This window comes from Delftia sp. UME58 (assembly GCF_014170385.1).
Lineage (GTDB): Bacteria > Pseudomonadota > Gammaproteobacteria > Burkholderiales > Burkholderiaceae_C > Comamonas > Comamonas acidovorans.
This window is the reverse complement of sequence record NZ_LZZV01000021.1, coordinates 63915-87110: the sequence shown is the minus strand read 5'-3', so window position 1 is coordinate 87110 and position 23196 is coordinate 63915. Positions and strand designations below refer to the sequence as shown.

Below are 23196 nucleotides of genomic sequence, written 5' to 3'. Positions count from 1 at the left end.
TGCAGCGGCGCGCAAGCAAAGACCGCCGCCGCTGCGGGGCATTGGGCAACCAGGCATCACAACAGTTTCACAGCAGGGCCCGACTATTGCCTGTCGGCCTACAATCGGTTCCCCCCTACCTCGGCCGACGGCACGCGGGCTGTACCGCGCGTGCGTTGGCCATGCCTTCGCTGGAGACGCTTGATGTCCGACAACACGGCCCCGACCCCTTCCGATAAACGTGCCCAGCTGCGCCGTGCCGCACTCGAATACCACGAGTTTCCCAAGCCCGGCAAGCTGACCATCGTGCCGACCAAGCCCATGGCCAACCAGCATGACCTGGCCCTGGCCTACTCGCCCGGCGTGGCAGCGCCCTGCGAAGAGATCGTCAAGGACCCGGCCGCCGCCTTCAAGTACACGGCGCGCGGCAACCTGGTGGCCGTGATCTCCAACGGCACGGCCGTGCTGGGCCTGGGCGACATCGGCGCGCTGGCCTCCAAGCCGGTGATGGAAGGCAAGGCCGTCCTGTTCAAGAAGTTCGCGGGCGTGGACGTCTTCGACATCGAGATCAACGAGAAGGACCCGCAAAAGCTGGTCGATGTGATCGCCGCGCTGGAGCCCACCTTCGGCGCCATCAACCTGGAAGACATCAAGGCACCCGAGTGCTTCTTCGTGGAGCGCGAACTGCGCCGCCGCCTGAAGATCCCCGTCTTCCACGATGACCAGCACGGCACGGCCATCACCGTGGCAGCGGCCATGGTCAACGCGCTCAAGGTCGCGGGCAAGAAGATCGAGGAGGTCCGTCTCGTGGCCTCGGGCGCGGGCGCTGCCGCCCTGGCCTGCCTGAACCTGCTGCTCAAGGTCGGCCTGCGCCGCGAGAACGTGTTCGTCACCGACCTGGCCGGCGTGGTCTACGAGGGCCGTACCGAGCTGATGGACGAGGACAAGGCCCAGTTCGCGCGCGCCACCGAGCTGCGCACGCTGGGCCAGGTCATCGAAGGCGCCGACGTCTTCCTGGGCCTGTCCGCTGGCGGCGTGCTCAAGCAGGAAATGGTGGTCAAGATGGCCGCGCGCCCGGTGATCTTCGCGCTGGCCAACCCCAACCCCGAAATCGTTCCCGAAGACGTCAAGGCCGTGCGCAGCGACGCCATCATCGCCACGGGCCGCTCGGACTACCCCAACCAGGTCAACAACGTCCTGTGCTTCCCGTACATCTTCCGTGGTGCGCTGGACTGCGGCGCGACCACCATCACCACCGAGATGGAAATCGCCACCGTCCACGCCATCGCCGAGCTGGCCCAGGCCGAGCAGAGCGAGGAAGTGGCGGCCGCCTACGTGGGCGAGCAACTGACTTTCGGCCCTGAGTACCTGATCCCCAAGCCCTTCGATCCGCGCCTGATGATGAAGATCGCATCGGCCGTGGCCCAGGCCGCCGCCGAGTGCGGCGTGGCCCAGCGCCCGATCCAGGACATGGATGCCTACCGCGCCCACCTGCAGACCTTCGTCTACGCCTCGGGCACCATGATGAAGCCGCTGTTCGCCGCGGCCAAGAAGGCCGCCAAGAAGCGCGTGGCCTACGCCGAGGGCGAGGAAGAGCGCATCCTGCGCGCCACGCAGATCGTGGTGGACGAGCGCATTGCGCGCCCCACGCTGATCGGCCGCCCGGCCATCATTGCCCAGCGCATCGAGAAGTTCGGCCTGCGCCTGAAGGAAGGCGTGGACTACGACGTGGTCAACGTCGAGCACGACGAGCGCTACCGCGACTTCTGGCAGACCTACCACCGCATGACCGAGCGCAAGGGCATCACCGTGCCCATCGCCAGGATCGAGATGCGCCGCCGCCTGACCCTGATCGGCTCCATGCTGCTGCACAAGGGCGAAGTCGATGGCCTGATCACCGGCACCTGGGGCCAGACATCGCACCACCTGCAGTACGTGGACCAGGTGATCGGCCGCCGCGCCGGCGTGCAGACCTATGCCTGCATGAACGGCCTGCTGCTGCCCGATCGTCAGGTCTTCCTGGTGGACACCCACGTCAACTACGACCCCACGGCCGAGCAGCTGGCCGAGATCACCATCATGGCCGCCGAGGAAATGATGCGCTTCGGCGTCAAGCCCAAGGCCGCCCTGCTGTCGCACTCCAACTACGGCTCCAGCAACCAGCCCAGCGCCGTCAAGATGCGCCAGACCCTGGAGCTGCTGCGTGAGCAGGCCCCGTGGCTGGAGGTGGACGGCGAGATGCACGGCGACGTGGCCCTGGACGGCAAGGCCCGCGCCCAGCTCATGCCCAACAGCACGCTGCTGGGCAACGCCAACCTGCTGGTCATGCCCAACATCGACGCGGCCAACATCAGCTACAACCTGCTCAAGCAGGCCGCTGGCGGCGGCATCGCCATCGGCCCCGTGCTGCTGGGCGCCGCCCGTCCCGTGCACATCCTCACGCCGAGCACGACGGTGCGCCGCATCGTCAACATGACGGCGCTGACGGTGGCGGACGCTAACGCTAATCGGTAAGCACCCCCTGAGCGGCTTCGCCGCTTCCCCCTCTCTCGCTTCGCGGGAGGGGGACGACACCCTCGCTGCGGGGCGGCCCTTGCTGGGTGTCCCTCGTTTTGGCCGCGCGCGCTTTTTTTGGCAACGGGCGGCATTTGCATTGAATAGAAGGCAACTCAGGCGCAGAGTTGCCTGCTCACTGTTCAATCCCCAGACATTTCCTTGGTCAAGCTGCCTGTTTTTTGGGCAGAACTTGCATTTTGAGGGGTGTTCCGTCACACTAGCGGGTCGAGATTTCAGGGCTTCCCTGGATTTCTGAAAGGTGTAGTTGATGCTGAAGGCAGCCGCCGCCAAGGCGTACCAGTCCGGTCTAGCGCTCATCGTCGGGGCCGCCTTTGTGCTGTCGCCCTCGCTCGCTGATGCGCGCCGCTCGGCGCCCGAGAGCGTGGAAGCGACGGCGGCCGTGGCCACCGTCGCCCTGTCCGAGTTGCCGCGCGAAGGCCGTTCCACGTATACGCTGATCCTGCGCGGCGGGCCTTTTGCCCACGACAAGGACGGCACGGTGTTCGGCAACCGCGAGCGCATCCTGCCGCGCCAGTCGCGCGGCTATTACCGTGAGTACACGGTGCGCACGCCCGGTTCGCGTGATCGTGGAGCCCGCCGCATCGTCTGCGGCGGAGAGCCCCAGCGGCCCGATGCCTGCTACTACACCAGCGACCACTACAGCAGCTTTCGCAAGATCATCGAATGACCTCGACCCAGTCTCTACAGCCAGTTCGACCCTCCGTGTCCGACGCAGTGCGCTGGCAGGGGTCTGCATTTCATCCACAGCCAAGGGATGCCGAAGGCCATGAGCCCGTCCCCGCAGGCCACATCCACGTTAGAGAAAGAGCCACGGAGATGGATGCACCACTTCGTAAGATCCCGGACACCCCTTTGCGGAACGTGCGCGCCAACATCGTGCAGTCGATCCGCGCCTACAGGGTGGAGGATCTGCAACAGGCGGCCGAGACGCTGGGGTGCCATTTTCTGTATGCCAACCTGGCCCATGCGCAGACCAAGGCCGACATCCTGGAGCTGCTGGCCACGCAGTTCTTCTTTCCCGCGCATTTCGGCAAGAACTTCGACGCGCTCTACGACTGCCTGACCGACCCCATCCACAAGGCCGGCCCGCAGCCGGGCTTTGTGCTCGTGCTCGACCAGATCCCGACCACGCCCAAGTTCGACAAGGAAGTGCGCGAGCAGCTGCTGGACAGCTTCCGCGACGCGGCCGAATACTGGGCCGAGCGCAAGATTCCGTTCCGCTGCTTCTACTCGTTCCTGTAAGGGCAGGACATTGATTGCACAGCGCCCCATGGGCGCTTGCAGGCGCTGCAGGCCGCTGGGCCCCTGTGCCTAGGCGCGCGTGAACCGGGCGGCGAGTGCCTCGTATTCGGACACCGGCACCTCCTCGGCGCGGCGCTGCAGGTCGAATTCCCCGTCAAAGCCCTTGGCTTCCAGCCAGCGCCCCAGCGTGTTGCGCAGGATCTTGCGCCGCTGGCTGAAGGCCACCTGCACCATCTCCTCCAGCAGCCTGGCATCCAGGGTCGCCGGCGCCTCGCGCGGGACCATGCGCACGACGGCGCTGTCCACCTTGGGCGGCGGATTGAAACTCTCGGGCGGCACGTACAGCACGCTCTCCATCGCATAGCGCCACTGCAGCATGACCGTCAGCCGCCCATAGGCGGCCGTGGCCGGAGAGGCCACCATGCGATCTATGACTTCCTTTTGCAGCATGAAATGCTGGTCCTCGACCACGTCCACCTGTTCGAGCAGGTGAAAGAGGATGGGGCTGGAGATGTTGTAGGGCAGGTTGCCCGCAATGCGCAGCTTGGGCACGCCCAGGCGCGCGGCAATGGCACGGAAGTCCACCTTGAGCACGTCGGACTCGACCACGTCGAGTTGCTCGTGCAGGCGCAGGCGAACGGCCAGGTCGCGGTCCAGCTCGATCACGGTGAGCCGGCCCAGGCGTTCGACCAGGGGCTGGGTCAGGGCCATCAGGCCCGGCCCGATCTCGACCATGGGCTGGCCCGGCCGGGGGTCGATGGCGCGCACGATGCCGTCGATGATGCCGTCATCGGTCAGGAAGTTCTGGCCGAAGCGTTTGCGAGGAATGTGTTTCATAGAAAAAGCAAGGCGGTGCGCCATGGCACCGCCTTCCATTGTGGACTGCCGCAGCCGCAGCTGCTCGAGGGGTGTCTTATTGCGGAGGCTCGCGGTACTCGACGTAGGCGCGGCCACGCAGCTCCTGAAGCCAGGTCTGGTAGTCGGTTTCGAGCTTGCGCTCGCGCACCACGTTGCGCACCATGTCGCGCTGCTCGCGCGGCGTCAGCGCAGCCTGGCGGCGCTCGATGAGCTGGATCAGGTGCACACCGAAGCGCGAGACCAGCGGGTCGCTGACCTGGCCGGGCTGCAGCGCATCGAGCACCTGCTCGAACTCGGGCACGAACTGGCCGGGCGAGGCCCAGCCCAGGTCGCCGCCGTTGCGCGCGCTGCCGTCCTGCGAGAACTCGCGGGCCAGCGATTCGAAGCTGGCCTGGCCGCTGTCCACGCGGCGCTTGTAGTCGGCCAGGCGCTTGGCGGCATCGGCCTCGGTCATCTGGTCGCCAATGCGCAGCAGGATGTGGCGCGCATGGTTTTGCGTGACCACGGACGGCATGCCGGCCTGCGACTTCTCCAGCACCTTGAGCACGTGAAAGCCCGCGCCCGAGCGGAAGGGACCGATGATGCCGCCCTGCGGCGTCTGGCCCACGGCCTTGGTGAACAGCTCGGGATAGCGGTCCAGCGGGCGCATGCCCATGGCGCCGCCACCCTGGCCGTCGGGCACATCGGAGAACTCCTTGACCACGGCCAGGAAGTCGCCTTGCGTGCGGGCGGCCTCGGCGGCCTGCTTGGCGCGGGCCTCGCGCTCGGCCACTTCGGCAGGGCTGGCGTTCTCGGGCACGGAAATCAGGATGTGGCCCAGGTTCACGGCGGCCGGTGCCTTGTCGGCACCGCCGTTGCGCTGCTCAGCCAGGTAGCGGTCGATGTCGGCTTCGGTGACGCGCACGCGGCCGTCCACGTCGCGCTCGCGCAGGCGTTGCAGCGTGATCTGGCGGCGCAGCTCTTCGCGGAACTGCTTTTCGTTCACGCCTTCGGCCCGCAGGCGGGACTGCAGGCCGGCCTTGTCCAGGCCGTTTTGCCGTGCCACATTGGTCAGCGCCTGGTCCACGGCGTAGTCATCCACGCGCAGGCCCGTGTCCTTGGCTTCCTGCAGCTGGGCCTTTTCGACGATCAGGCGCTCCAGCACCTCGCGGGCCAGCAGCGCCTCGGGCGGCATCTGGCCGCCCTGCTCGGCGATGTTCTGCGCCACGCGCGCCATGCGGGCACGCACCTCGTTGTTGGTCACCGGCTCGGAGTTGACCACGGCAACGATGTAGTCGGCCGAGCGCACGCCGGCCTTGGCGCCGCGATCGCGCGACGAGGGCAGGTTGGTGGCGTCCAGCGCACGCGAGACGGAGGCATCGCCGGCCTGGGGCGCCCTGGACTGGCCCGGAACACGCAGGCCTTGCGCCTGGGCTGTGGTGGCCAGCAAGGCCAGCGCCACAGCGGCAGCTGCGCAGCAATGGGTCTGGGAAAGAAAACGCATGGGAGAGATGCCTTGCAAAAAGCGTGTTTGGAGCCTTGGCTCTAATCGTAATTGGTGAAGCGGCTGGGAGGCGTCACGGACTCGCGCAGGTACTGGTAGCGCGGCACATTCTGCTTGAGGCTGCGCTGCGGGTCTGCACCCAGGCTCAGCCGCGAGAAGCCGACGAACTCGATCTGGAACAGCAGCCGGGTGTTGGACTGGGTGATGGAGCTTTGCAGGCGCTCCAGCACCACGCGGCCAATCCAGCAGCAGCCGTCGTACTCCAGCCCGACCACGGTATCGACGAGCTTGCGGTCCTTCAGACTGTAGTTCAGCCGGCCCACCGTGTACCAGCGCCCGCCGCCCTGGCCACGGCCGGCGCCCAGGTCGCGCCCCTTGTCGCCCCACAGGTCGTTGATGGGCCATTGCCAACCCACATCGACCAGCTTGCTGGCGTCGGTACGCGCCACGGTGTCGTACTGGGTACGGTAGGCCACGTTCACCGTGCGATACGAGCTGGGGCTGTAGCGCGCGCCGAACGTCGTGCGCACCGAGCGGTTGAGGTCGCGGTTGTACTGGGTCGTGCCTTCGGTGGACCAGGCATCGGTCCAGTTGATGGCCGCGCCCAGCAGCACGTCGGACAGTCGGCTGGTTGCAGGCACCTCGCCGGGCAGGATGACCTTCTGGTCGGAGAAGCGCACGCGCTGCGCAATGCCGAAGCGCGCCTTTTCCGCACCCGTGGCCCCGTCGATCAGGCGCGTGGTCGCGCCCAGGGTCAGCAGGTGGTTGTCGGCAATGCGGTCCTGGCCGTTGTAGTCGTTCTCGGAGTAGATGCTTGCGAAGTTGAAGTCGTTGCGCGCCGTGTCGTACAGCGGCAGAAAGCTCTGGTCGCGGTAGGGCGTGTAGGTGTAGAAGGCGCGCGGCTCGAAGGTCTGCAGCAGCTGGCGACCGAACAGCGTGGTGTCGCGCTCGAACACCAGGCCGCTGTCCACGCTGACCGTGGGCAGCGTGCGCGAGGCATTGCGGCTGCCGTTGCTCATCAGGCTGTCCACCTGGTAGTTGCTGGTGTGCAACTGGATCTTGGGCGTGATGAAGGCGCCTGGCGACAGGAAGGGGCGGCTCACCTGGGCCAGCATGTAGCTGCGCTGGCCATTGTTGTAGGTCATGCCGGCCAGCGGCTTGTCGATCTCGAAGCGCGTGGTGTCGGCCACGAAGCTGAAGTCCAGGCCGTGCGGCAGGTCCAGCGGCGTGTAGCGCCATTGCAGTTGCGGCTTCATGCCGTAGGGCGGGGCAATGGGCGCCGTCACATCCTGCATGGTCTGCCAGTACAGGGTGCGCAGGGTCAGCACGTTGTCGCCACGCGCCCAGGACAGGTTCACATCGTTGGGCAGCAGGCGCTCGCGCAGCGTTTTGGCCGCCAGCGGGAAGTCGCGCCAGTAGTTGTCGTCGCTGACGCGGTTGAGGTTCATGTTCAGGCCCAGGCCACCGATGGGCGAATCAATGACGCCCCGGTGCTGCAGCGAGTAGGCCCAGCGGTCCCGGTCACGCTGGCGGTCGCCGGGCATGTAGGCCGCATAGGCCTCGCCCGAATAGGTGGGCTCCAGATAGCGGAACTGGGCGCCCAGGTTGACGCCACGCTTGCTCATGACCGAGGGATACAGGGTCATGTCGCGGTTGGGCGCAAGGTTCCAGTAGTAGGGCTGCGTGTATTCGATGCCGCTGAGCTTGTCCAGGCCCATGGTGGGAGGCAGCAGGCCCGACTTGCGCTTGTCCGACAGCGGAAAGCTCATGCGCGGCACGGGCAGCACGGTCACGCCCTTGAACTGCAGGGCCGCACCCTCGGCCACGCCCACTTCCTCGGCCATATCGATGTGCAGGGTCCGGGCGCGCAGCATCCAGGCCGGCTCCCAGCTGGCCTCGTCGTCGCGCTGGCAGGTGGTATAGGTGGCATCGTGGACCACGGCATGGTCGCGGTCGATGAAGTCCACGCGCGAGGATTTGCCGTAGGCGCCATTGGCCAGGAAGCGATAGCCGGCGTTGTCGAAAAAGCCCTTGAAGGCATCGACCTCCAGGTCCAGCTGCGTGCCCTCGTAGACGTTGCCGGCCTGGTTGATGTGCACCGCGCCCGAGGCATTGACGCGGTCGTCGGGCACCTGGTATTCAAGCCGGTCGGCGCGGATCATGGTGTCGCCACGGCGCAGTTCGGCATTGCCCTCGACCACCGAGTTGATGTCCGGCTGGCCGCTGAGCGCGTCGCCGCGCACATAGACGGGCTGCTGGGAGCGCACCGCCTCGGGATAGGTTTCCTGCATCAGCGTGCTGGGGCGCAGCGGGCGGACTTGCTGCAGCATGCCTTCGTCGGCTGCAGCGGGCTGGGCCTGGGCCATCGTCGAGCCACCGGCCCATGCGAGAGCCACAAGCCAGGCCAGCGGGCGTACAGCGGGGCGCGCGGGCGCGCGGGCAGCCAGCGGATCGGGGAGCGGCGGTCGGAGGTACACGGTGGTCAACAGCGGCGGGTGGACAAAGGCGCAAGCCTAGCATCACCGCCGGGCATTCGCCGGGGTGGCGGTTTGTAGAATCGCGATTATCCATGAGCCATCCAAACACCCCCACGGCCGGCGTTGTCTGGGCCGACCCCGCCCGCCACGCCGCCTTCGACGCCTGGCTGGCCCCGCTGTCCGCCCGCCACGCGCTGCGCCCCGAAACCCTGCGTCCTGCCTCGGCCGATGCCAGCTTTCGCCGCTATCTGCGCCTGGACACCAGCGCGGGCGCCAGCCTCATCGTCATGGATGCCCCGCCGGACAAGGAAGATTGCGCGCCCTTCGCCAAGGTGCAGGCGCTGATGGCCTCGGCCGGGCTGGCCGTGCCGCAGATCCTGGACTGGGATGCGGTGCACGGTTTCATGCTGCTGTCCGACCTGGGCGGCCACACCGTCATCGAGGCGCTGGACCCGGAAAAGCCCCAGGACGCGGAAGCCTGGTACCGCTCGGCGCTGGAGGTGCTGCTGGCCTGGCAAACCGCCTCTCGCCCCGACGTGCTGCCCGCGTATGACGACGCCCTGCTGCGCCGCGAACTGCAGCTGTTCCCCGACTGGTACATCGCGCGCCACCGCGAGACCGTGCTCGACGACAAGCAGCAGGCCACGCTGGCTAAGGCCTTCGACCAGATCGTGGCCCACAACCTGGCCGCGCCCAGCGTCTTCGTGCACCGCGACTTCATGACGCGCAATCTCATGCAGCCCGTGGCCGCCAGCGGTCCGCTGGGCGTGCTGGACTTCCAGGATGCGGTCTATGGTCCGGTGACCTATGACATCGCCAGCCTGCTGCGCGATGCCTTCATCAGCTGGGAAGAGGACTTTGTCATCGACATTACCGTGCGTTACTGGGAAAAGGCGCGCAAGTCGGGATTGGTCGGCGCGCGCAGCCAAAGCGGCTGGGGCGACGATTTCGGCGAGTTCTACCGGGGCGTGGAGTGGATGGGCCTGCAGCGCCACCTCAAGGTGGCCGGCATCTTCGCGCGGCTGACGCTGCGCGACGGCAAGCCCCGCTACCTGGCCGACGCGCCGCGCTTCATCCACTACATCCGCTCCACCTGCAGCCGCTACCGCGAGCTGACGCCGCTGCTGCGCCTGGTGGACCAGATCGAAAACATCCAGCCCCAGGTCGGCTGGGCCTACGGGCGCGTCTGAGAACGGATACGCCATGCCACGCTTTCACTGCCCCATTGCGCTGCGCAGCGGCGCCGACATCGACCTGCCGCCCGGCGCGGCACGACATGTGCAGGTGCTGCGCCTGCAGCCCGGCGACGGCATCACCCTCTTCGAAGGCCGCGCCGGCGAAGGCTTCAGCGGCGGCGAGTTCGAGGCCACGGTCCTGCGCATGGGCCGCAGCGACGTGGCCGTGCGCATAGGCGCGCACCACGCCGTGGAACGCGAGCCCCTGCGCCCCGTGCACCTGCTGGCAGGCATCACGGCCAACGAACGCATGGACTGGCTGGTGGAGAAGGCGGCCGAGCTGGGCGCCGCCAGCATCACCCCGCTGGTGGCCGAGCGCAGCGTGCTCAAGCTCAAGGGCGAGCGCGCCGAGAAAAAACTCGCCCACTGGCAGGCCGTGGCCGTATCGGCCTGCGAGCAGTGCACGCGCAACCGCGTTCCCCCGCTGCACACCCCTGCAGACCTGGAGGACTGGCTGGATGGCGGTGCGAAACAGCTGCCGCCCGGCACGCTGCGCCTGCTGCTGTCGCTGGGCGAGGGCACGCGGCCGCTGGGTGAGATCCTGGATGCCACGGCCGAGGATGCACCCGTGGTCTTTCTCTCCGGCCCCGAGGGCGGCCTGTCGCCTGCCGAAGAGGCCCTGGCCCGCGCCCAGGGCTTTGTGCCCGTCACGCTGGGGCCACGCGTGCTGCGCGCGGAAACCGCGCCCCTGGCTGCGCTGGCGGCGCTCACGCTGGGCTGAAGCGGCCCAGCCAGTCGCGCAGCCGCGCGAACACGGGCGCGGCGAAGTCATCGCGCTCGTTGAACAGCTCGTGGTAGGCGCCGTCAAAGCACTGCGCCTGCACCACGGCCGGCGGCGCGCGGTCGGAAAAGGCCTGGCTGCCGGCCGGCGCCACCAGCCTGTCGTCCCCCGCCCACAGCAGCAGGCTGGGTACACTCCAGCCGCCCGCACGGGCCAGCACCTGCGGCCCGCCCTGCGCCAGAAAGCGCGCCAGCCGTGCGCTGATGCGGTCATGGCACAGCGGATCGGCACGGTAGGCATCACAGACCGCCGCGTCATGCGAGAGATAGGGAATCTGCAGGCCGTTGGACACGCGCAGGTCGGGCACCAGGCGCGGCAGCGTGCCCACGAGCAGCTTCTGGATGGGCGACAGACCCACGTCGAAGGCCGGCGAGGACAGCACCAGCGCATCGACAGGCCGGATGGCCCGGGCCACGAACAGCGCAGCCACCAGGCCGCCCAGGCTGTGGCCCAGCAGCACCAGCGGCTGGCCAGCGGGCTGCTGGGCACGCGTGGCATCGACCACGGCCGCAAGGTCATCCAGCAGCCGGCCATCGGCCGTCAAGCCGCCGCGCGGCCCTGCCGAGCGCCCATGGCCGTATTGGTCGTAGCCGCGCACCGCATAGCCCCAGGCATTGAGGCGCCGGGCCAGCGCCTCATAGCGGCCTATGTGCTCGCCCAGGCCGTGCACCAGCAGCACGGTGGCGCGCGCCTGGCCCTCGTCCACGGGCCAGTCGCGCAGTGACAGCTCGGCACCGTCGCCGGACGCAAGGCGCGTGAGCTGGCCTTGCGAGGCGGGTCCCGGGACGGGGGCCGGCACTGCCATCACGCCACGCCCGCAGCGCCCGCCTCGGCAGCTGCCTGCGCGCAGGCCATGGCGGCGATCACCTGGGCCACGGCGGCCGTGAGCTTCTTGGCATAGGGCACGTGCAGGAACTCATTGGGACCGTGGGCATTGCTCTTGGGACCGAGCACGCCGCAGACCATCATCTGGGCCTTGGGAAAGCCCTGGCTGAGCATGTTCATCAGCGGAATCGTGCCGCCCTGGCCGATGTAGCCGCAGGAGGCGCCGAAATGCGCCTGGCTTGCCGCGTTGAGCGCGTCCTCGAACCAGCCGTCCATGGCCGGCGCATTCCAGCCGCTGGCGCCCGACAGGCCCTGCCAGGTCACACGGGCCTGGTAGGGCGCGTTGTCCTCCAGCAGCACCTTCATCTCCTGCACGCAGGCGGCGGCATCGACCAGGGGCGGCAGGCGCAGGCTGAGCTTGAAGGCGGTATACGGGCGCAGCACGTTGCCGGCGTCCTGCAGGGCGGGCAGGCCCTCGGCGCCGGTCACGCTCAACGTGGGCTCCCAGGTGCGCTTGACCAGGGCCTGGACCGGGTCGGTGGTAGTGGGCAGGGCGAACAGCGTGGAGCCGCCGCAGTCGTAGTGCGCCCAGGGGAAGCGGGCATAGGTTTCCTCGCCCAGGATGGCTGCCGTGGCGCGCATCTGGGCCATGCGGTCGGCCGGAACCTCGCAATGGAAGCTGGCGGGCAGCAGGCGCCCGGTCTTGCTGTCCTCCAGCCGGTCCAGCACCTGGCGCAGGATGCGGAAGGACGACGGCACGACGCCCGAGGCATCGCCCGAATGCACGCCCTCGGTGAGGATTTCCACCTTCAGCGTGCCGCTGGCCATGCCGCGCAGGCTGGTGGTCAGCCACAGCTGGTCGTAGTTGCCGGCGCCGCTGTCCAGGCAGATCACCAGGCCCACATCGCCCAGGCGCGGACGCAGGGCATCGACATAGGGCAGCAGGTCGCGCGAGCCGCTTTCCTCGCAGGTCTCGATCAGGCCCAGGATGCGCGGGTGCGGCACGCCCTGGCGCTTGAGCTCCTGCACGGCCGCGATGCTGGCGTAGACCGCATAGCCGTCGTCGGCGCCGCCACGGCCATAGAGCTTGCCGTTCTCGTACTTGGGCGTCCACGGGCCCAGGTCGCTGCGCCAGCCGTCGAACTCGGGCTGCTTGTCCAGGTGGCCGTACATCAGCACCGTGGGGCTGGAGGCCGCCTTGTCCTGCGTGCCTTCCACTTCGAAGAACAGCACCGGCGTGCGGCCCGGCTGGCGCACGATCTCCAGCGTCAGGCCAGCCACCTTCTGCGCCAGCACCCAGTCGGCCGCATTGCGCAGCACGGTCTCCAGGTGGCCTTGCTGCTCCCAGTCGGGCGCGAACATGGGCGATTTGGCGGGAATGGCGATGTACTCGGTCAGCGCCGGGACGATGCGCTCGTCCCAGGAGCGGCCGATCTGGTCCAGCGCGGCTGCGGGCTGCAGCAGTTGTGAAGGAGTGCGTGCGTTCATGGCGGGTCCTCGTGTCATGGGTCGGCGCACCGTTCGAGCGAAGCCAGCGCCGCGATCCGGTCATTGTGCGCCAAGGCGGCACGGACCCCGGACACCCCGTCGCCAACGACTACGATCGCGCCATGTATATCGGAGAACTCGCCCGACGCGCCGGCTGCTCGCCCAAGGCCGTCCGGCTCTATGAATCACGGGGCCTGCTCGGCGCCGTGGCACGGGCAGGCAGCTACCGTGTCTATGGCGAGCAGGACCTGGTGCTTGTGCAGCGCATACGCCAGGCGCTGGGACTGGGCTTTCGGCTGGACGAGCTGCACGGCCTGCACCGCATCCATGAGGCCACAAGCTGGGAAGCCCTGGCCCGGCTGCTGCGCGAGCGCAGCATCCAGGTTCAGGCGGACATCCGGCGCCTCCAGGCGCAGCAGTCCCAGTTGGCGGCACTGGAGCGTGAACTGCTCGAATGCCGCCTGGAGCCGGCAGATGCCAGAGAACGCGCCTGCGAAACCGCCTTGGCTTGATCCAGGGACTTGACCCTGCCCCTTGGGGCAAGGCGAACATGGGTGCCATGTCTCCAAGCACCACGCCCCCCCATCATCCCCAGCGCATCCTGATCATCCTCGGCCACCCGTCGGCCAGCAGCCTGTGCGCCGGCCTTGCCGATGCCTACGCCCAGGGCGCACGCGACAGCGGCGCCGAGGTACGCCTGCTGCGCCTGGGCGAGCTGGACTTCGACCCGCTGCTGCATGCCGGCTACCGCCAGGACCAGCCCCTGGAGCCTGACCTGCAGCGGGCCCAGGCCGACATCCTCTGGGCCAGCCACCTGGCATGGGCCTATCCGACCTGGTGGGGCGGCCTGCCGGCCTTGCTCAAAGGCTTCATCGACCGCATCTTTCTGCCGGGCTTCGCCTTCAAGTACCGCAAGGGCTCGATGCTGTGGGACCGGCTGTTGGCCGGCCGCACGGCCGATCTGCTGGTGAGCATGGACTCCCCGCCCTGGTACTACCGCTGGGTGGCGCACATGCCGGGCCATCACCAGATGCGCCGGGCCATCCTGGAGTTCAGCGGCATCCGGCCGGTACGCATACACAGTTTCGGGCCCGTGCTCGGCGCCGATGCCGCACGCCGCCAGCAGTGGCTGGAGCAGGCGCAGGCAGCAGGCCGGCGCGCGGCGGCGCGCCGTCTCAAGGCTTCGGTTTGAGCAGGTCATCGATGGCCGCGCGCCCCACCGACGGATCGTCGGTGAAGATGCCGTCGATGCCGGTGCGCAGGAAATCGTCCATGTCGGCCCGTGCATTGCCGCGCCGGGTGCCGTCCTGTGCGGGCGGCGATTTCAGGCTCAGGGGCAGGAAGTCGTTCTCGGGCCGCAGCGTCCAGGGATGGACCAGCAGCCCTGCGCGATGGGCATCGGCCACCAGCGCAGTGGGCGCGGCATTCGCGCCCTGCACCACGGGGATCACCATGCTCTTGCTCGGCCCTATGCCGTTGGCGTAGCGCGCAATCTCGGCCAGGCCTGCGGGCGTGATCATGTCGGCATAGCCAGGCCCCGTGCCGCGTGCCACGCTGTCATAGGGCTTGCCCTTGGGCGCCAGCAACTGCACCAGGCGCAGGCTGCTGCGCGCACGGATCCAGCGCAGGTTTTCCACCTCGAAGGACTGCACGAAGACTGGCGCCTGCGCATGGTTCCAGCCGTTGTCCGCAAGCAGCTTCAGCAGCACGGGCTCCAGCGGCAGGCCGATGGACTGGAAATAGCTCGGGTGCTTGGTCTCGGGATAGATGCCGATGGTGCGGCTCGTGCGTGCGCTTTCGGATCGGGCCAGGTCGATGACCTCCTGCAGCGTGGGCACCTCGAAACGGTCATTGAACTGCACATTCGCCGGGCGGATCGCAGGAATGCGCTCACGCGCGCGCAGCGTCTTCAGCTCGGCCAGCGTGAAATCCTCCACGAACCAGCCCGTGATCGCCTGCCCGTCGATGGTTTTGGTGGTCTTGCGCGTCGCGAATTCGGGGCGGTCGGCCACATTGGTCGTGGCCTCCTTGAGGCTGCCGTCGGCCGCCAGGATGGCGATGGCGTTCTCATGCCGCGCCACCAGCACGCCATCGCGCGTGATGACCAGGTCGGGCTCGATGAAGTCGGCGCCCGCGCGTATGGCCTCGCGGTAGGCCTCCAGCGTGTGCTCGGGGCGCAGCGCCGACGCGCCGCGGTGCGCGATCAGCGCGGGCCGCGGCGGCCAGTCAGCGGCCTGCGATGGGGAATTGGCGGCCTGCGGCGTGGCGCAGCCTGCCAGCAGCAGGCCGGCGGCCGCGCCGGCCAGGCCCAGCGCGCGGCGGCGTGGGAAGCGGTTCATGTCGGTCTCCTGAATCCGGGGTCGGCCGATTGTGCGCCCCGGCGATGACACGGACATGGCCTCGCGCCGCTCAGGCGTGCTCGAAATGGAAGACGGCCGTGCCCGCCATGAGATTGGGCAGGGTGCGCACGCTGCGGCCATCCTGCAGGCCGAAGGAGTCCAGGATGCGCAGCCGGTTGCGGGTGGCAAGCACCTCGAAGTCCTTGTAGGTGCCCACGCGGATATTGGGCGTGTCATACCACTGGTAGGGCAGGCGCCGCGTCACCGGCATGCGCCCGCGCAGCACGGACAGGCGGTTGGGCCAGTGCGCGAAGTTGGGGAAGGCGACGATGCCCGCGCGGCCTATGCGCGCCGTCTCCTGCAGCATGGTCTCGGCATTGCGCAGATGCTGCAGCGTATCGATCTGCAGCACCACGTCGAAGCTGTTGTCCTGGAAGATGGCCAGGCCGTCCTCCAGGTTCAGCTGCAGCACGTTCACGCCCCGGCGCACGCAGGCCAGCACGTTGGCGTCGTCCAGCTCCACGCCGTAGCCGGTGCAGCCGCGCTCGCGCTGCAGGTGCGACAGCAGGGCGCCATCGCCGCAGCCCAGGTCGAGCACGCGCGAGCCCTTGGGGATCAGGCGCGCAATCGCCTGCATGGTGTTCAGCTCGGTCATGCGGCCTCCTTGGCGACTGTCGTGGTTTCCTGGGCGATGTTGTCAAAGTAGGAGCGCATCACCTTCATGTAACGGGGATCGTCGAGCAGGAAGGCGTCATGGCCGTGGGGCGCGTCGATCTCGGCGTAGCTGACGTCGCGGTTGTTCTCCAGCAGCGACTTGACCAGCTCGCGGCTGCGCGCGGGGGCAAAGCGCCAGTCGGTGGTGAAGCTCACCAGCAGGAAGCCGGCCTTGGCCACGGACAGCGCCCGGGTCAGGTCGCCGCCATGCGCGCGCGCCGGGTCGAAATAATCGAGCGCACGCGTGATCAGCAGGTAGGTGTTGGCGTCGAAGTAGCTGCTGAACTTCTCGCCCTGGTAGCGCAGGTAGCTCTCGATCTGGAACTCCACGTCCTGCGTGCTGTACTTCAGGTCCAGCCCCTCCCTCAGCTGGCGGCCGAACTTCTGGTTCATCACGTCGTCGCTGAGGTAGGTGATGTGGCCGATCATGCGGGCGATGCGCAGGCCCCGCGCCGGCACCACGCCGTGCTCGTAGAAATGCCCGCCGTGGAAATCCGGGTCGGTGACGATGGCGCGGCGCGCCACCTCGTTGAAGGCGATGTTCTCGGCATTGAGGTTGGGCGCGCTGGCCACGACCACGGCGTGGCGCATGCGGTCAGGGTGGCGCAGCGACCACGACAGCGCCTGCATGCCGCCCAGGCTGCCGCCCAGCACGGCGGCCAGCTGGTCAATGCCCAGCCGGTCCAGCAGCCGGGCCTGGGCGTCCACCCAGTCCTCCACCGTGACCACGGGGAAGTCGGCGCCATAGATCTTGCCGGTGTCGGGATGCGCGTGCATGGGGCCGGTCGAGCCGAAGCACGAGCCCAGGTTGTTCACGCCGATCACGAAGAACCGGTTCGTATCCACGGGCTTGCCCGGGCCGATCATGTTGTCCCACCAGCCCTCGCTCTTGGCCTGGCCCTCGTAGACGCCTGCCACATGGTGGGAGGCATTGAGCGCATGGCAGACCAGCACCGCGTTGCTGCGGTCGGCATTGAGCTGCCCGTAGGTCTCGTAGGCGAGGTCGTAGTCCCGGATCGAGCCGCCGCCCTGCAGCGGCAGGGGCTCGTCGAAGTGCATGGTTTGTGGTGTGGCGATGAAGGACATGAAAAAACCCGGCATCGCTAAAAACGAGGCCGGGTTCTCTGGTGTCGTCTTTAGCAGGATTTATAAAGCGCCCGCAAGCAGAAGCAAATCGGCGCATGAAGGCTCATTATGCCAAAACGCCCGTCCCCGGAAGGAACAGGGCCAGCACGCCCAACACCAGGAAGATCACGGCCGAGACCACATGCACCAGGCGTATGGGCACGCGCTTGACCAGCTTGTCGCCCAGCCACACCACAGGCGCGTTGGCCAGCATCATCCCCAGCGTCGTGCCGGCCACCACCCACAGGTAGGCGTTGTACTTGGCCGCCAGCATCACGGTGGCGATCTGCGTCTTGTCGCCCATCTCGGCCAGGAAGAAGGCCACCAGCGTGGTGCCGAAGACGCCCCAGCGCGAATGCCCGGAGACCTCGTCCTCGTCGAGCTTGTCGGGGATCAGCATCCAGATCGCCATGGCGATGAAGGACAGGCCCAGGATCCAGCGCATGGCGTTCTCGCCCAGGTAGCTGGTGATCCAGGCACCCACGGCACCGGCCAGCGCATGGTTGACCAGCGTGGCCACGAAAATGCCCGCAACGATGGGCCAGGGTTTGCGAAAACGCGCGGCGAGCACCAGCGACAGCAGCTGGGTCTTGTCCCCCATCTCGGCAAGGGCGACGACGGAGGTTGAAATCAGGAAGGCTTCCATGGTGTGGGGATTTATCCGGCCGGATAGAGCACGCATTGACCACGCTCCGACTCCGGCCTTTGGATCGGTGCGCGGTCAATGGTCTCGACCGGTCACACGCAGCATTGCACTGCGCGCCGCATGCGCCATAGGCCAGCGAAGGCCCAAGTTTGTTGACGCATGCATCCGGCTGCTGAGCCGAACGATCTACTCCCCAAAGACTGAGCCGGCGATCATAGCAGCACCCCGATCCGCATGCCGGCCACCACTGCCGCCACGGCACTTGCTTATGCGTTGCCGCAATTTCAGGGTTACTCCCAGGGGCATTCTGTGGCGGGCACGACGAATTTTTGCGAAACAGTAATAACGTGCGAAAACTTCTGCCACATAATGGGCAGGCTTTCGTTCGGGCTTCGGCTCAATGAGGGCGAGTGCGTTTGCGTCTCTAACGTTGTCATCCCGTGTTGACTCCCTAGGGCTCCATCGCGTTTTCCAGTTTTTTCAGGAGTCCTCCATGGGCAACAAGCTTTACGTCGGCAACCTGCCGTACACCTTCCGTGACAGCGATCTGGAGCAAGCCTTCAGCGAATTCGGCGCCGTCAACAGCGCCAAAGTGATGATGGAGCGCGACACCGGCCGTTCCAAGGGTTTCGGCTTCGTCGAAATGGGCAGCGATGCCGAAGCACAAGCTGCTATCCAAGGCCTGCACGGCCAAAACCGCGGCGGCCGTGACCTGGTGGTCAACGAAGCCCGTCCGATGGAGCCCCGCGCTCCCCGTAGCGGCGGCTTCGGCGGCGGCTTTGGTGGTGGCGGCGGTGGCGGCGGCTTCGGCGGCGGCAACCGTGACGGCGGCTACGGCGGTGGCGGCGGCCGTCGCAACAGCTACTAAGCACTCGCTTAGAGCTTGCGTTAGCAAAAAAATGGGGCCTTCGGGCCCCTTTTTTGTTGCCAAACGTTATCAGCTTGTGTTTTCGAGCATTTATCTTTTTGATTTTTGTGCTTCATAATTTGGTTTCGGGCAGACCCGTTCGAACGCTATGTGTTTAGGAAGGTTGGACAGGCTCTTGTATACAAAGAACCTGATGTCTGTGCGTCCTGAAGCCGAGCGCAAACCAGTGAGCATTGAGGAGTTGAGGAGTTTTTGATGGGCAATAAGCTTTACGTCGGCAACCTTCCCTATGGTGTGCGTGACAACGACTTGGAGCAGGCATTCAGCCAGTTCGGCGCTGTCACCAGCGCCCGGGTCATGATGGAACGCGACACAGGCCGCTCCAAGGGATTCGGGTTTGTCGAAATGGGCAGCGATGCCGAGGCACAGGCAGCCGTTCAGGGCATGAATGGCCAACCATTGGGCGGGCGCAGCCTCGTGGTGAACGAAGCGCGCCCCATGGAGCCTCGTCCACCGCGCTCGGGCGGCTTTGGTGGCGGCGGTGGCGGCGGCTATGGCCGTGGTGATGGCGGCGGCGGTGGCTACGGTGGCGGTGGCCGCGGTGATGGCGGAGGCTACGGACGCAGCGATGGCGGCGGCGGTGGTGGCTATGGCCGTGGTGACGGCGGTGGAGGCGGCGGCTACGGCGGCCGTGGCGATGGTGGTTTCCGCAGTCCCTATGGCTCCGGCCCCCGCAATGGCGGCCGTGGCGGCGGCTGGGGAAACAACAATAACAACGGAGAATGAGGCCCCCGGTCTCCATGCTCCCCCAAACTAGAAAAGGCTCCTTCAGGGAGCCTTTTTTGCGAGTGCAAGTTTATGCATAAACATATTCCCCGGGCACGATGAACTTCAGGGATTTTTAGAATGACGATGTTTGCGCTTTCGTCCTACAAGCAGCCGGTCAAACAAGGGGTTGGGCAGAATTTTCATCAAACGTCCGACCCATGCCATTTGCCAGGGGATGATGGCCAGGCTGCGCCCGGCATCAATGGAGCGCCAGGCCCTCGCCGCAAACTCATGGGGCTGCAATAGGAATGGCATGCCATACCGGTTACCGCGTGTGAGGGGTGTATCCACATAACCAGGAAGCAATGTAGTGACTTTTACGCCACTACTGCGCAATTCACCGCGAAGGCTTTCGCAATAGGCAATGACTGCAGCCTTGCTGGCGCAATAAGCACCGTGTCCCGGCAGGCCGCGCAGCCCGGCCACACTGGCGATACCGACCAACTGCCCGCTGCCACGCCGCACCATGGGCGCGATAAAGGGATGGAAGCTGGCCGCCACGCCCATGGTGTTGACGGCCAGCACCTGCTGCATGGTGTCGATATCCTCGCGCATCGAGGTGTCCACGCCCCAGCTGACGCCGGCATTGGCAATCACGACATCGGGCAGGCCCTGCTGCTGCTCGCAGCGCCGGGCGGCAGCGATGATGCTGTCGGGCACGGCCACATCGGCCTCGTAGATGGCAAAGCGCGACGCTGCCAGGCCCTGCTGCTCAGCCCATTGCGCCATCACGTCGCCACGCCGCGCAACCAGTGCCAGCGACCAGCCTTGCTGGTAGGCATGCCAGGCCAGGGCCTGGCCTATGCCGCTGGATGCACCGGTGATGAAGGCCAGGGGCGCCGGGCTGCGCGAGGATGTCGTCATGGCTTGTTCTCCATCGGCAGGCCTGCGCTGGCGCCTTACCGGGTCCTGGACGGCTGCAGGGTGCCGCGCACGCGGCCCTGCAGCTTCATCACCAGATCCAGGTTGCTGTACTGCATGCTGTCGGCCGTGAAACGGTCCTTGCCACGGGTCAGCACCACGGGCTGGTTGGAGCTCACTCTTTCCTCGTTGGGCCAGGCGTGCAGGAATTCGCCCTGGAATTGCAACTGCGGTTGCGGCTGTTTACCTGCCGTCACAAATAGCTCGCGCGTGACGACGGCATTGCCGAACATCTGCACCTCGGAACCATCGGCATTGCTCAGCGCCCGCTTGGCGCTGCCGCGCGTGATGCGGCCTTCAGGCGAGACTGCGAACATGCGCACGTTGTCGATTTCGAGGGTGTCGGTATCCGGATAGTGGCGGCCCACGCTGCCCTCGATCTGGCTCTTGAGGCGCCCCGTGGCGTCGAAGCTCTTGATCGAGAAATCCTTCATGAAGTAGTCGGGCTCGTGCGCCACGGCCTTTTCGGTGCCGCTGGCCACGGGCTGCGGAGCATTGCGCACCAGCCACCAGGTGCCCAGCGCCAGCAGGCCCATCAGCAGCACGGGCAGGTACAGGGAAAGCCGGTCACCGACGCGGCGCCAGGCCTGGATCATGATGCGTATTCCGCCAGCAGCCCGGCATAGGCGCCACGCGCGGCCAGCAGCAGGTCGCACAGCTGGCGCACCGCCCCTTCACCACCGCTGCGCGGCGTGATCCAGTCGGCCACGGCCAGCACCTCGTCATGGGCGTTGGCCGGCGCGCAGGCAAAGGCGCAGCGCCGCATCACGGGCAGGTCGGGCCAGTCGTCGCCCATGGCTGCCGCCTGGTGCCACTGCAGGCCCAGCTCGCCCAGAATGGCCTCGGCGGCAGGCACCTTGTCTTCCGTGCCAAAGCGCGCATGCGTGACGCCCAGATTGCTCAACCGCAGGCGCAGGGCCGGCGAGTCGCGGCCCGTCACCACGGCGGGCGTGATGCCGGCCTTTTGCAGCAGTTTCAGGCCATGGCCGTCCAGCGTGTTGAAGCGCTTGAGCACCTCGCCCTCGCCAGAGAACAGCAGGCCGCCATCGGTGAGCACGCCATCGACATCGAAGAAGGCCACCCGCACATCCTGTGCCAGCAGCAGCAGTTGTGCGTCCCAGTTCTGCACGGGCGTCAAGGGAGCGCGTGCCATCAGATCACCTTGGCGCGCATCAGGTCGCGGATATGGACCACGCCGCGCAGCTGGCGCTGCGCATCGGCCACCAGCACCGCGGTGATGCCGTGCTCCTCCATCATGCTGGCGGCGTCCACGGCCAGCGCGTCTTCGGCGATGGTGCGGGGCCCCTTGTGCATGACATCGCCAGCCTGCAGTGCGCGCAGGTCGGTGCCGGCCTCCACGCGGCGGCGCAGGTCTCCGTCGGTGAAGATGCCTTGCAGCACGCCTGCCGCATCGACGATGGCCGAGCAGCCCAGGCCCTTGGCGCTCATCTCGCGCATCAGTTCGACAAAGCTGGCATCGGTCCCGACCTTCGGCAGCTCGTTGCCGCTGCGCATGACATCGCGCACATGGGTCAGCAGCTTGCGGCCCAGCGCGCCGCCCGGATGGGAGCGCGCAAAGTCCTCGGCGCCAAAGCCGCGCGCATCGAGCAAGGCCACGGCCAGGGCATCGCCCATGGCCATTTGCGCCGTGGTGCTGGCCGTTGGCGCCAGGTTCAGGGGGCAGGCCTCGCGCTCGACACGGGTGTCCAGCACCCAGTCGGCATGGCGGGCCAGCGTGGATTGCGCGCCGCCGGTCATGGCCACCAGCGCGATGCCCTGGCGCTTGATGGCGGGCAGCAGCGCGGCGAGCTCGTCGGCCTCGCCGCTGTTGGACAGCGCCAGCACCAGGTCGATGCCGGTCACCATGCCCAGATCGCCATGGCTGGCCTCGGCCGGATGCACGAAGAACGCAGGCGTGCCCGTGGAAGCCAGGGTGGCAGCCACCTTGCGCCCGACATGGCCGCTCTTGCCCATGCCCATCACGACGACGCGGCCGGACAGCCGCAGGATGCGCTGCACCACTTCGCCGAACACGCCATCGAGGCGCTGCGACATGGCTTGAAGGGCATCGGCCTCGATGCCCAGGGTGTCGCGGGCCAGGCGCAGGGCACGGGGCGTGTCCAGCGCATCCAGGGTGGCAGCATCAGAATTCATCTGGATGATTTTAGGCGGTCTGGCCATCCGGCGGCGGCGGTCGCCATCAGGCGCCTGGGTACACTGGCCCGTCTTCTCCAGCCCCCGATCCAGCGCCATGCATACCACCCCCAGCGTCAACGACTACCTGCGCACCCACATACGCACCGTTCCCGACTGGCCGGCGCCCGGCGTGCAGTTCCGCGACATCACGCCGTTGCTGCAGGACCCGCAGGTGTTTCGCGTGATGACCGACGCCTTCGTGCACCGCTACATGCAGCGCGGCATGCGACCCGATGTGGTGGCCGGGCTCGATGCACGCGGCTTCATCCTGGGCGCCGTGGTGGCCCACGAATTGGGTGTGGGATTTGTGCCCATCCGCAAAAAGGGCAAGCTGCCCTTCACCACGGTGGAGGAAACCTATGAACTCGAGTACGGCAGTGCCACCGTGGAGCTGCACACCGACGCCGTCAAGGCGGGCGACCGCGTGCTGCTGATCGACGACCTGATCGCCACCGGCGGAACCATGATGGCCGGCAAGAGATTGCTGGAGAAACTCGGCGCCACCGTGATCGAGGGCGCGGCCATTGTGGACCTGCCCGAGCTGGGCGGCTCCACCTTGCTGCGCGATAGTGGACTGCCGCTGTTCACGCTGGTGGATTTCGCCGGCCACTGAG

23 protein-coding genes are annotated in these 23196 nt (G+C 67.2%); 10 read left to right on the top strand and 13 right to left on the bottom strand.

What is annotated here, in order from left to right:
- Positions 1–183: 183 nt before the first annotated feature.
- The 3 genes from A9976_RS09320 (at position 184) to A9976_RS09310 (ending at position 3798) form a co-directional block, all read left to right on the top strand.
- On the top strand, positions 184–2493 hold the full coding sequence (locus A9976_RS09320; RefSeq protein WP_183018766.1) for an NADP-dependent malic enzyme: 2310 nt from the start codon (positions 184–186) through the stop codon (positions 2491–2493).
- 310 nt (positions 2494–2803) lie between these two features.
- Positions 2804–3223 carry a ribonuclease domain-containing protein gene (locus tag A9976_RS09315; protein WP_183018765.1) on the top strand — a complete coding sequence of 140 codons (420 nt, stop codon included), beginning with the start codon at positions 2804–2806 and terminating at the stop codon, positions 3221–3223.
- A 149-nt stretch (positions 3224–3372) separates the two neighbouring features.
- On the top strand, positions 3373–3798 hold the full coding sequence (locus A9976_RS09310; RefSeq protein ID WP_013804792.1) for a barstar family protein: 426 nt from the start codon (positions 3373–3375) through the stop codon (positions 3796–3798).
- A gap of 69 nt (positions 3799–3867) precedes the next feature.
- Here A9976_RS09310 and rsmA read toward each other — a convergent pair whose 3' ends face one another.
- The 3 genes from rsmA to A9976_RS09295 form a co-directional block, all read right to left on the bottom strand.
- Positions 3868–4635: a 16S rRNA (adenine(1518)-N(6)/adenine(1519)-N(6))-dimethyltransferase RsmA gene (gene rsmA / locus A9976_RS09305; protein WP_183018764.1), complete on the bottom strand. Its 768-nt coding sequence runs from the start codon at positions 4633–4635 to the stop codon at positions 3868–3870.
- Between the two features lie 76 nt (positions 4636–4711).
- The gene (locus tag A9976_RS09300; RefSeq protein ID WP_183018763.1) at positions 4712–6139 is read right to left on the bottom strand and encodes a peptidylprolyl isomerase; all 1428 of its coding nucleotides are present in this window, start codon (positions 6137–6139) and stop codon (positions 4712–4714) included.
- 41 nt (positions 6140–6180) lie between these two features.
- Positions 6181–8616, bottom strand: coding sequence for an LPS-assembly protein LptD (locus A9976_RS09295; RefSeq protein WP_183018762.1), 2436 nt, complete (start codon positions 8614–8616; stop codon positions 6181–6183).
- Between the two features lie 92 nt (positions 8617–8708).
- On the opposite strand from A9976_RS09295, the gene A9976_RS09290 reads away from it, so the two are divergent.
- Both A9976_RS09290 and A9976_RS09285 read left to right on the top strand, forming a co-directional pair.
- Entirely contained in the window at positions 8709–9806 is a 1098-nt protein-coding gene (locus A9976_RS09290) for an aminoglycoside phosphotransferase family protein (protein WP_183018761.1), read from the top strand.
- Positions 9807–9819: 13 nt separating this feature from the next.
- The gene (locus A9976_RS09285) at positions 9820–10572 is read left to right on the top strand and encodes a 16S rRNA (uracil(1498)-N(3))-methyltransferase (RefSeq protein ID WP_183018760.1); all 753 of its coding nucleotides are present in this window, start codon (positions 9820–9822) and stop codon (positions 10570–10572) included.
- Here the strand turns inward: A9976_RS09285 and A9976_RS09280 are convergent.
- Positions 10559–11437, bottom strand: coding sequence for an alpha/beta hydrolase (locus A9976_RS09280; RefSeq protein WP_183018759.1), 879 nt, complete (start codon positions 11435–11437; stop codon positions 10559–10561). The genes A9976_RS09285 and A9976_RS09280 overlap by 14 nt on opposite strands.
- Positions 11437–12945 (bottom strand): M20 family metallopeptidase, encoded by a 1509-nt coding sequence (locus A9976_RS09275; RefSeq protein ID WP_183018758.1) that lies wholly within the window; start codon positions 12943–12945, stop codon positions 11437–11439. Before A9976_RS09275 ends, A9976_RS09280 begins: the two co-directional genes overlap by 1 nt.
- A 122-nt stretch (positions 12946–13067) precedes the next feature.
- Here A9976_RS09275 and A9976_RS09270 point away from each other — a divergent pair, with 122 nt between their 5' ends.
- Positions 13068–13457 (top strand): MerR family transcriptional regulator, encoded by a 390-nt coding sequence (locus A9976_RS09270; protein ID WP_183018757.1) that lies wholly within the window; start codon positions 13068–13070, stop codon positions 13455–13457.
- 38 nt (positions 13458–13495) lie between these two features.
- Positions 13496–14137 (top strand): NAD(P)H-dependent oxidoreductase, encoded by a 642-nt coding sequence (locus A9976_RS09265; protein WP_183018756.1) that lies wholly within the window; start codon positions 13496–13498, stop codon positions 14135–14137.
- Here the strand turns inward: A9976_RS09265 and A9976_RS09260 are convergent.
- From A9976_RS09260 to A9976_RS09245, 4 genes are all read right to left on the bottom strand, one after another.
- Complete coding sequence (locus A9976_RS09260) at positions 14121–15284, bottom strand: glycerophosphodiester phosphodiesterase (RefSeq protein ID WP_183018755.1); 1164 nt, start codon at positions 15282–15284, stop codon at positions 14121–14123. The two genes, A9976_RS09265 and A9976_RS09260, sit on opposite strands and share 17 nt — an antisense overlap.
- Positions 15285–15354: 70 nt before the next feature.
- On the bottom strand, positions 15355–15939 hold the full coding sequence (gene metW, locus A9976_RS09255) for a methionine biosynthesis protein MetW (RefSeq protein WP_012207840.1): 585 nt from the start codon (positions 15937–15939) through the stop codon (positions 15355–15357).
- Positions 15936–17084: a homoserine O-acetyltransferase gene (locus A9976_RS09250; RefSeq protein ID WP_183018754.1), complete on the bottom strand. Its 1149-nt coding sequence runs from the start codon at positions 17082–17084 to the stop codon at positions 15936–15938. The genes metW and A9976_RS09250 overlap by 4 nt, the downstream gene beginning before the upstream one ends.
- A 106-nt stretch (positions 17085–17190) precedes the next feature.
- Positions 17191–17769, bottom strand: a complete 579-nt coding sequence (locus A9976_RS09245) for a TMEM165/GDT1 family protein (protein ID WP_034397481.1) — start codon at positions 17767–17769, stop codon at positions 17191–17193.
- Between the two features lie 493 nt (positions 17770–18262).
- On the opposite strand from A9976_RS09245, the gene A9976_RS09240 reads away from it, so the two are divergent.
- Together A9976_RS09240 and A9976_RS09235 are read left to right on the top strand one after the other, a co-directional pair.
- Entirely contained in the window at positions 18263–18637 is a 375-nt protein-coding gene (locus A9976_RS09240; protein WP_012207843.1) for an RNA-binding protein, read from the top strand.
- A 255-nt stretch (positions 18638–18892) separates the two neighbouring features.
- Complete coding sequence (locus A9976_RS09235) at positions 18893–19423, top strand: RNA-binding protein (RefSeq protein WP_180318428.1); 531 nt, start codon at positions 18893–18895, stop codon at positions 19421–19423.
- 105 nt (positions 19424–19528) lie between these two features.
- On the opposite strand, the gene A9976_RS09230 is transcribed toward A9976_RS09235, so the two are convergent.
- The 4 genes from A9976_RS09230 to A9976_RS09215 are packed head-to-tail and all read right to left on the bottom strand — an operon-like array spanning position 19529 to position 22540.
- The gene (locus A9976_RS09230) at positions 19529–20329 is read right to left on the bottom strand and encodes an SDR family oxidoreductase (RefSeq protein WP_183018753.1); all 801 of its coding nucleotides are present in this window, start codon (positions 20327–20329) and stop codon (positions 19529–19531) included.
- Positions 20330–20364: 35 nt separating this feature from the next.
- Positions 20365–20982 (bottom strand): LPS export ABC transporter periplasmic protein LptC, encoded by a 618-nt coding sequence (gene lptC / locus A9976_RS09225; RefSeq protein WP_183018752.1) that lies wholly within the window; start codon positions 20980–20982, stop codon positions 20365–20367.
- Entirely contained in the window at positions 20979–21539 is a 561-nt protein-coding gene (locus tag A9976_RS09220; protein WP_183018751.1) for an HAD family hydrolase, read from the bottom strand. Before A9976_RS09220 ends, lptC begins: the two co-directional genes overlap by 4 nt.
- Positions 21539–22540: an SIS domain-containing protein gene (locus A9976_RS09215; protein ID WP_183018750.1), complete on the bottom strand. Its 1002-nt coding sequence runs from the start codon at positions 22538–22540 to the stop codon at positions 21539–21541. The genes A9976_RS09220 and A9976_RS09215 overlap by 1 nt, the downstream gene beginning before the upstream one ends.
- A 97-nt stretch (positions 22541–22637) precedes the next feature.
- Between A9976_RS09215 and A9976_RS09210 the strand changes: the two genes are divergently transcribed.
- Positions 22638–23195, top strand: a complete 558-nt coding sequence (locus A9976_RS09210; RefSeq protein ID WP_012207849.1) for an adenine phosphoribosyltransferase — start codon at positions 22638–22640, stop codon at positions 23193–23195.
- The last annotated feature ends 1 nt before the right edge of the window (position 23196 follow it).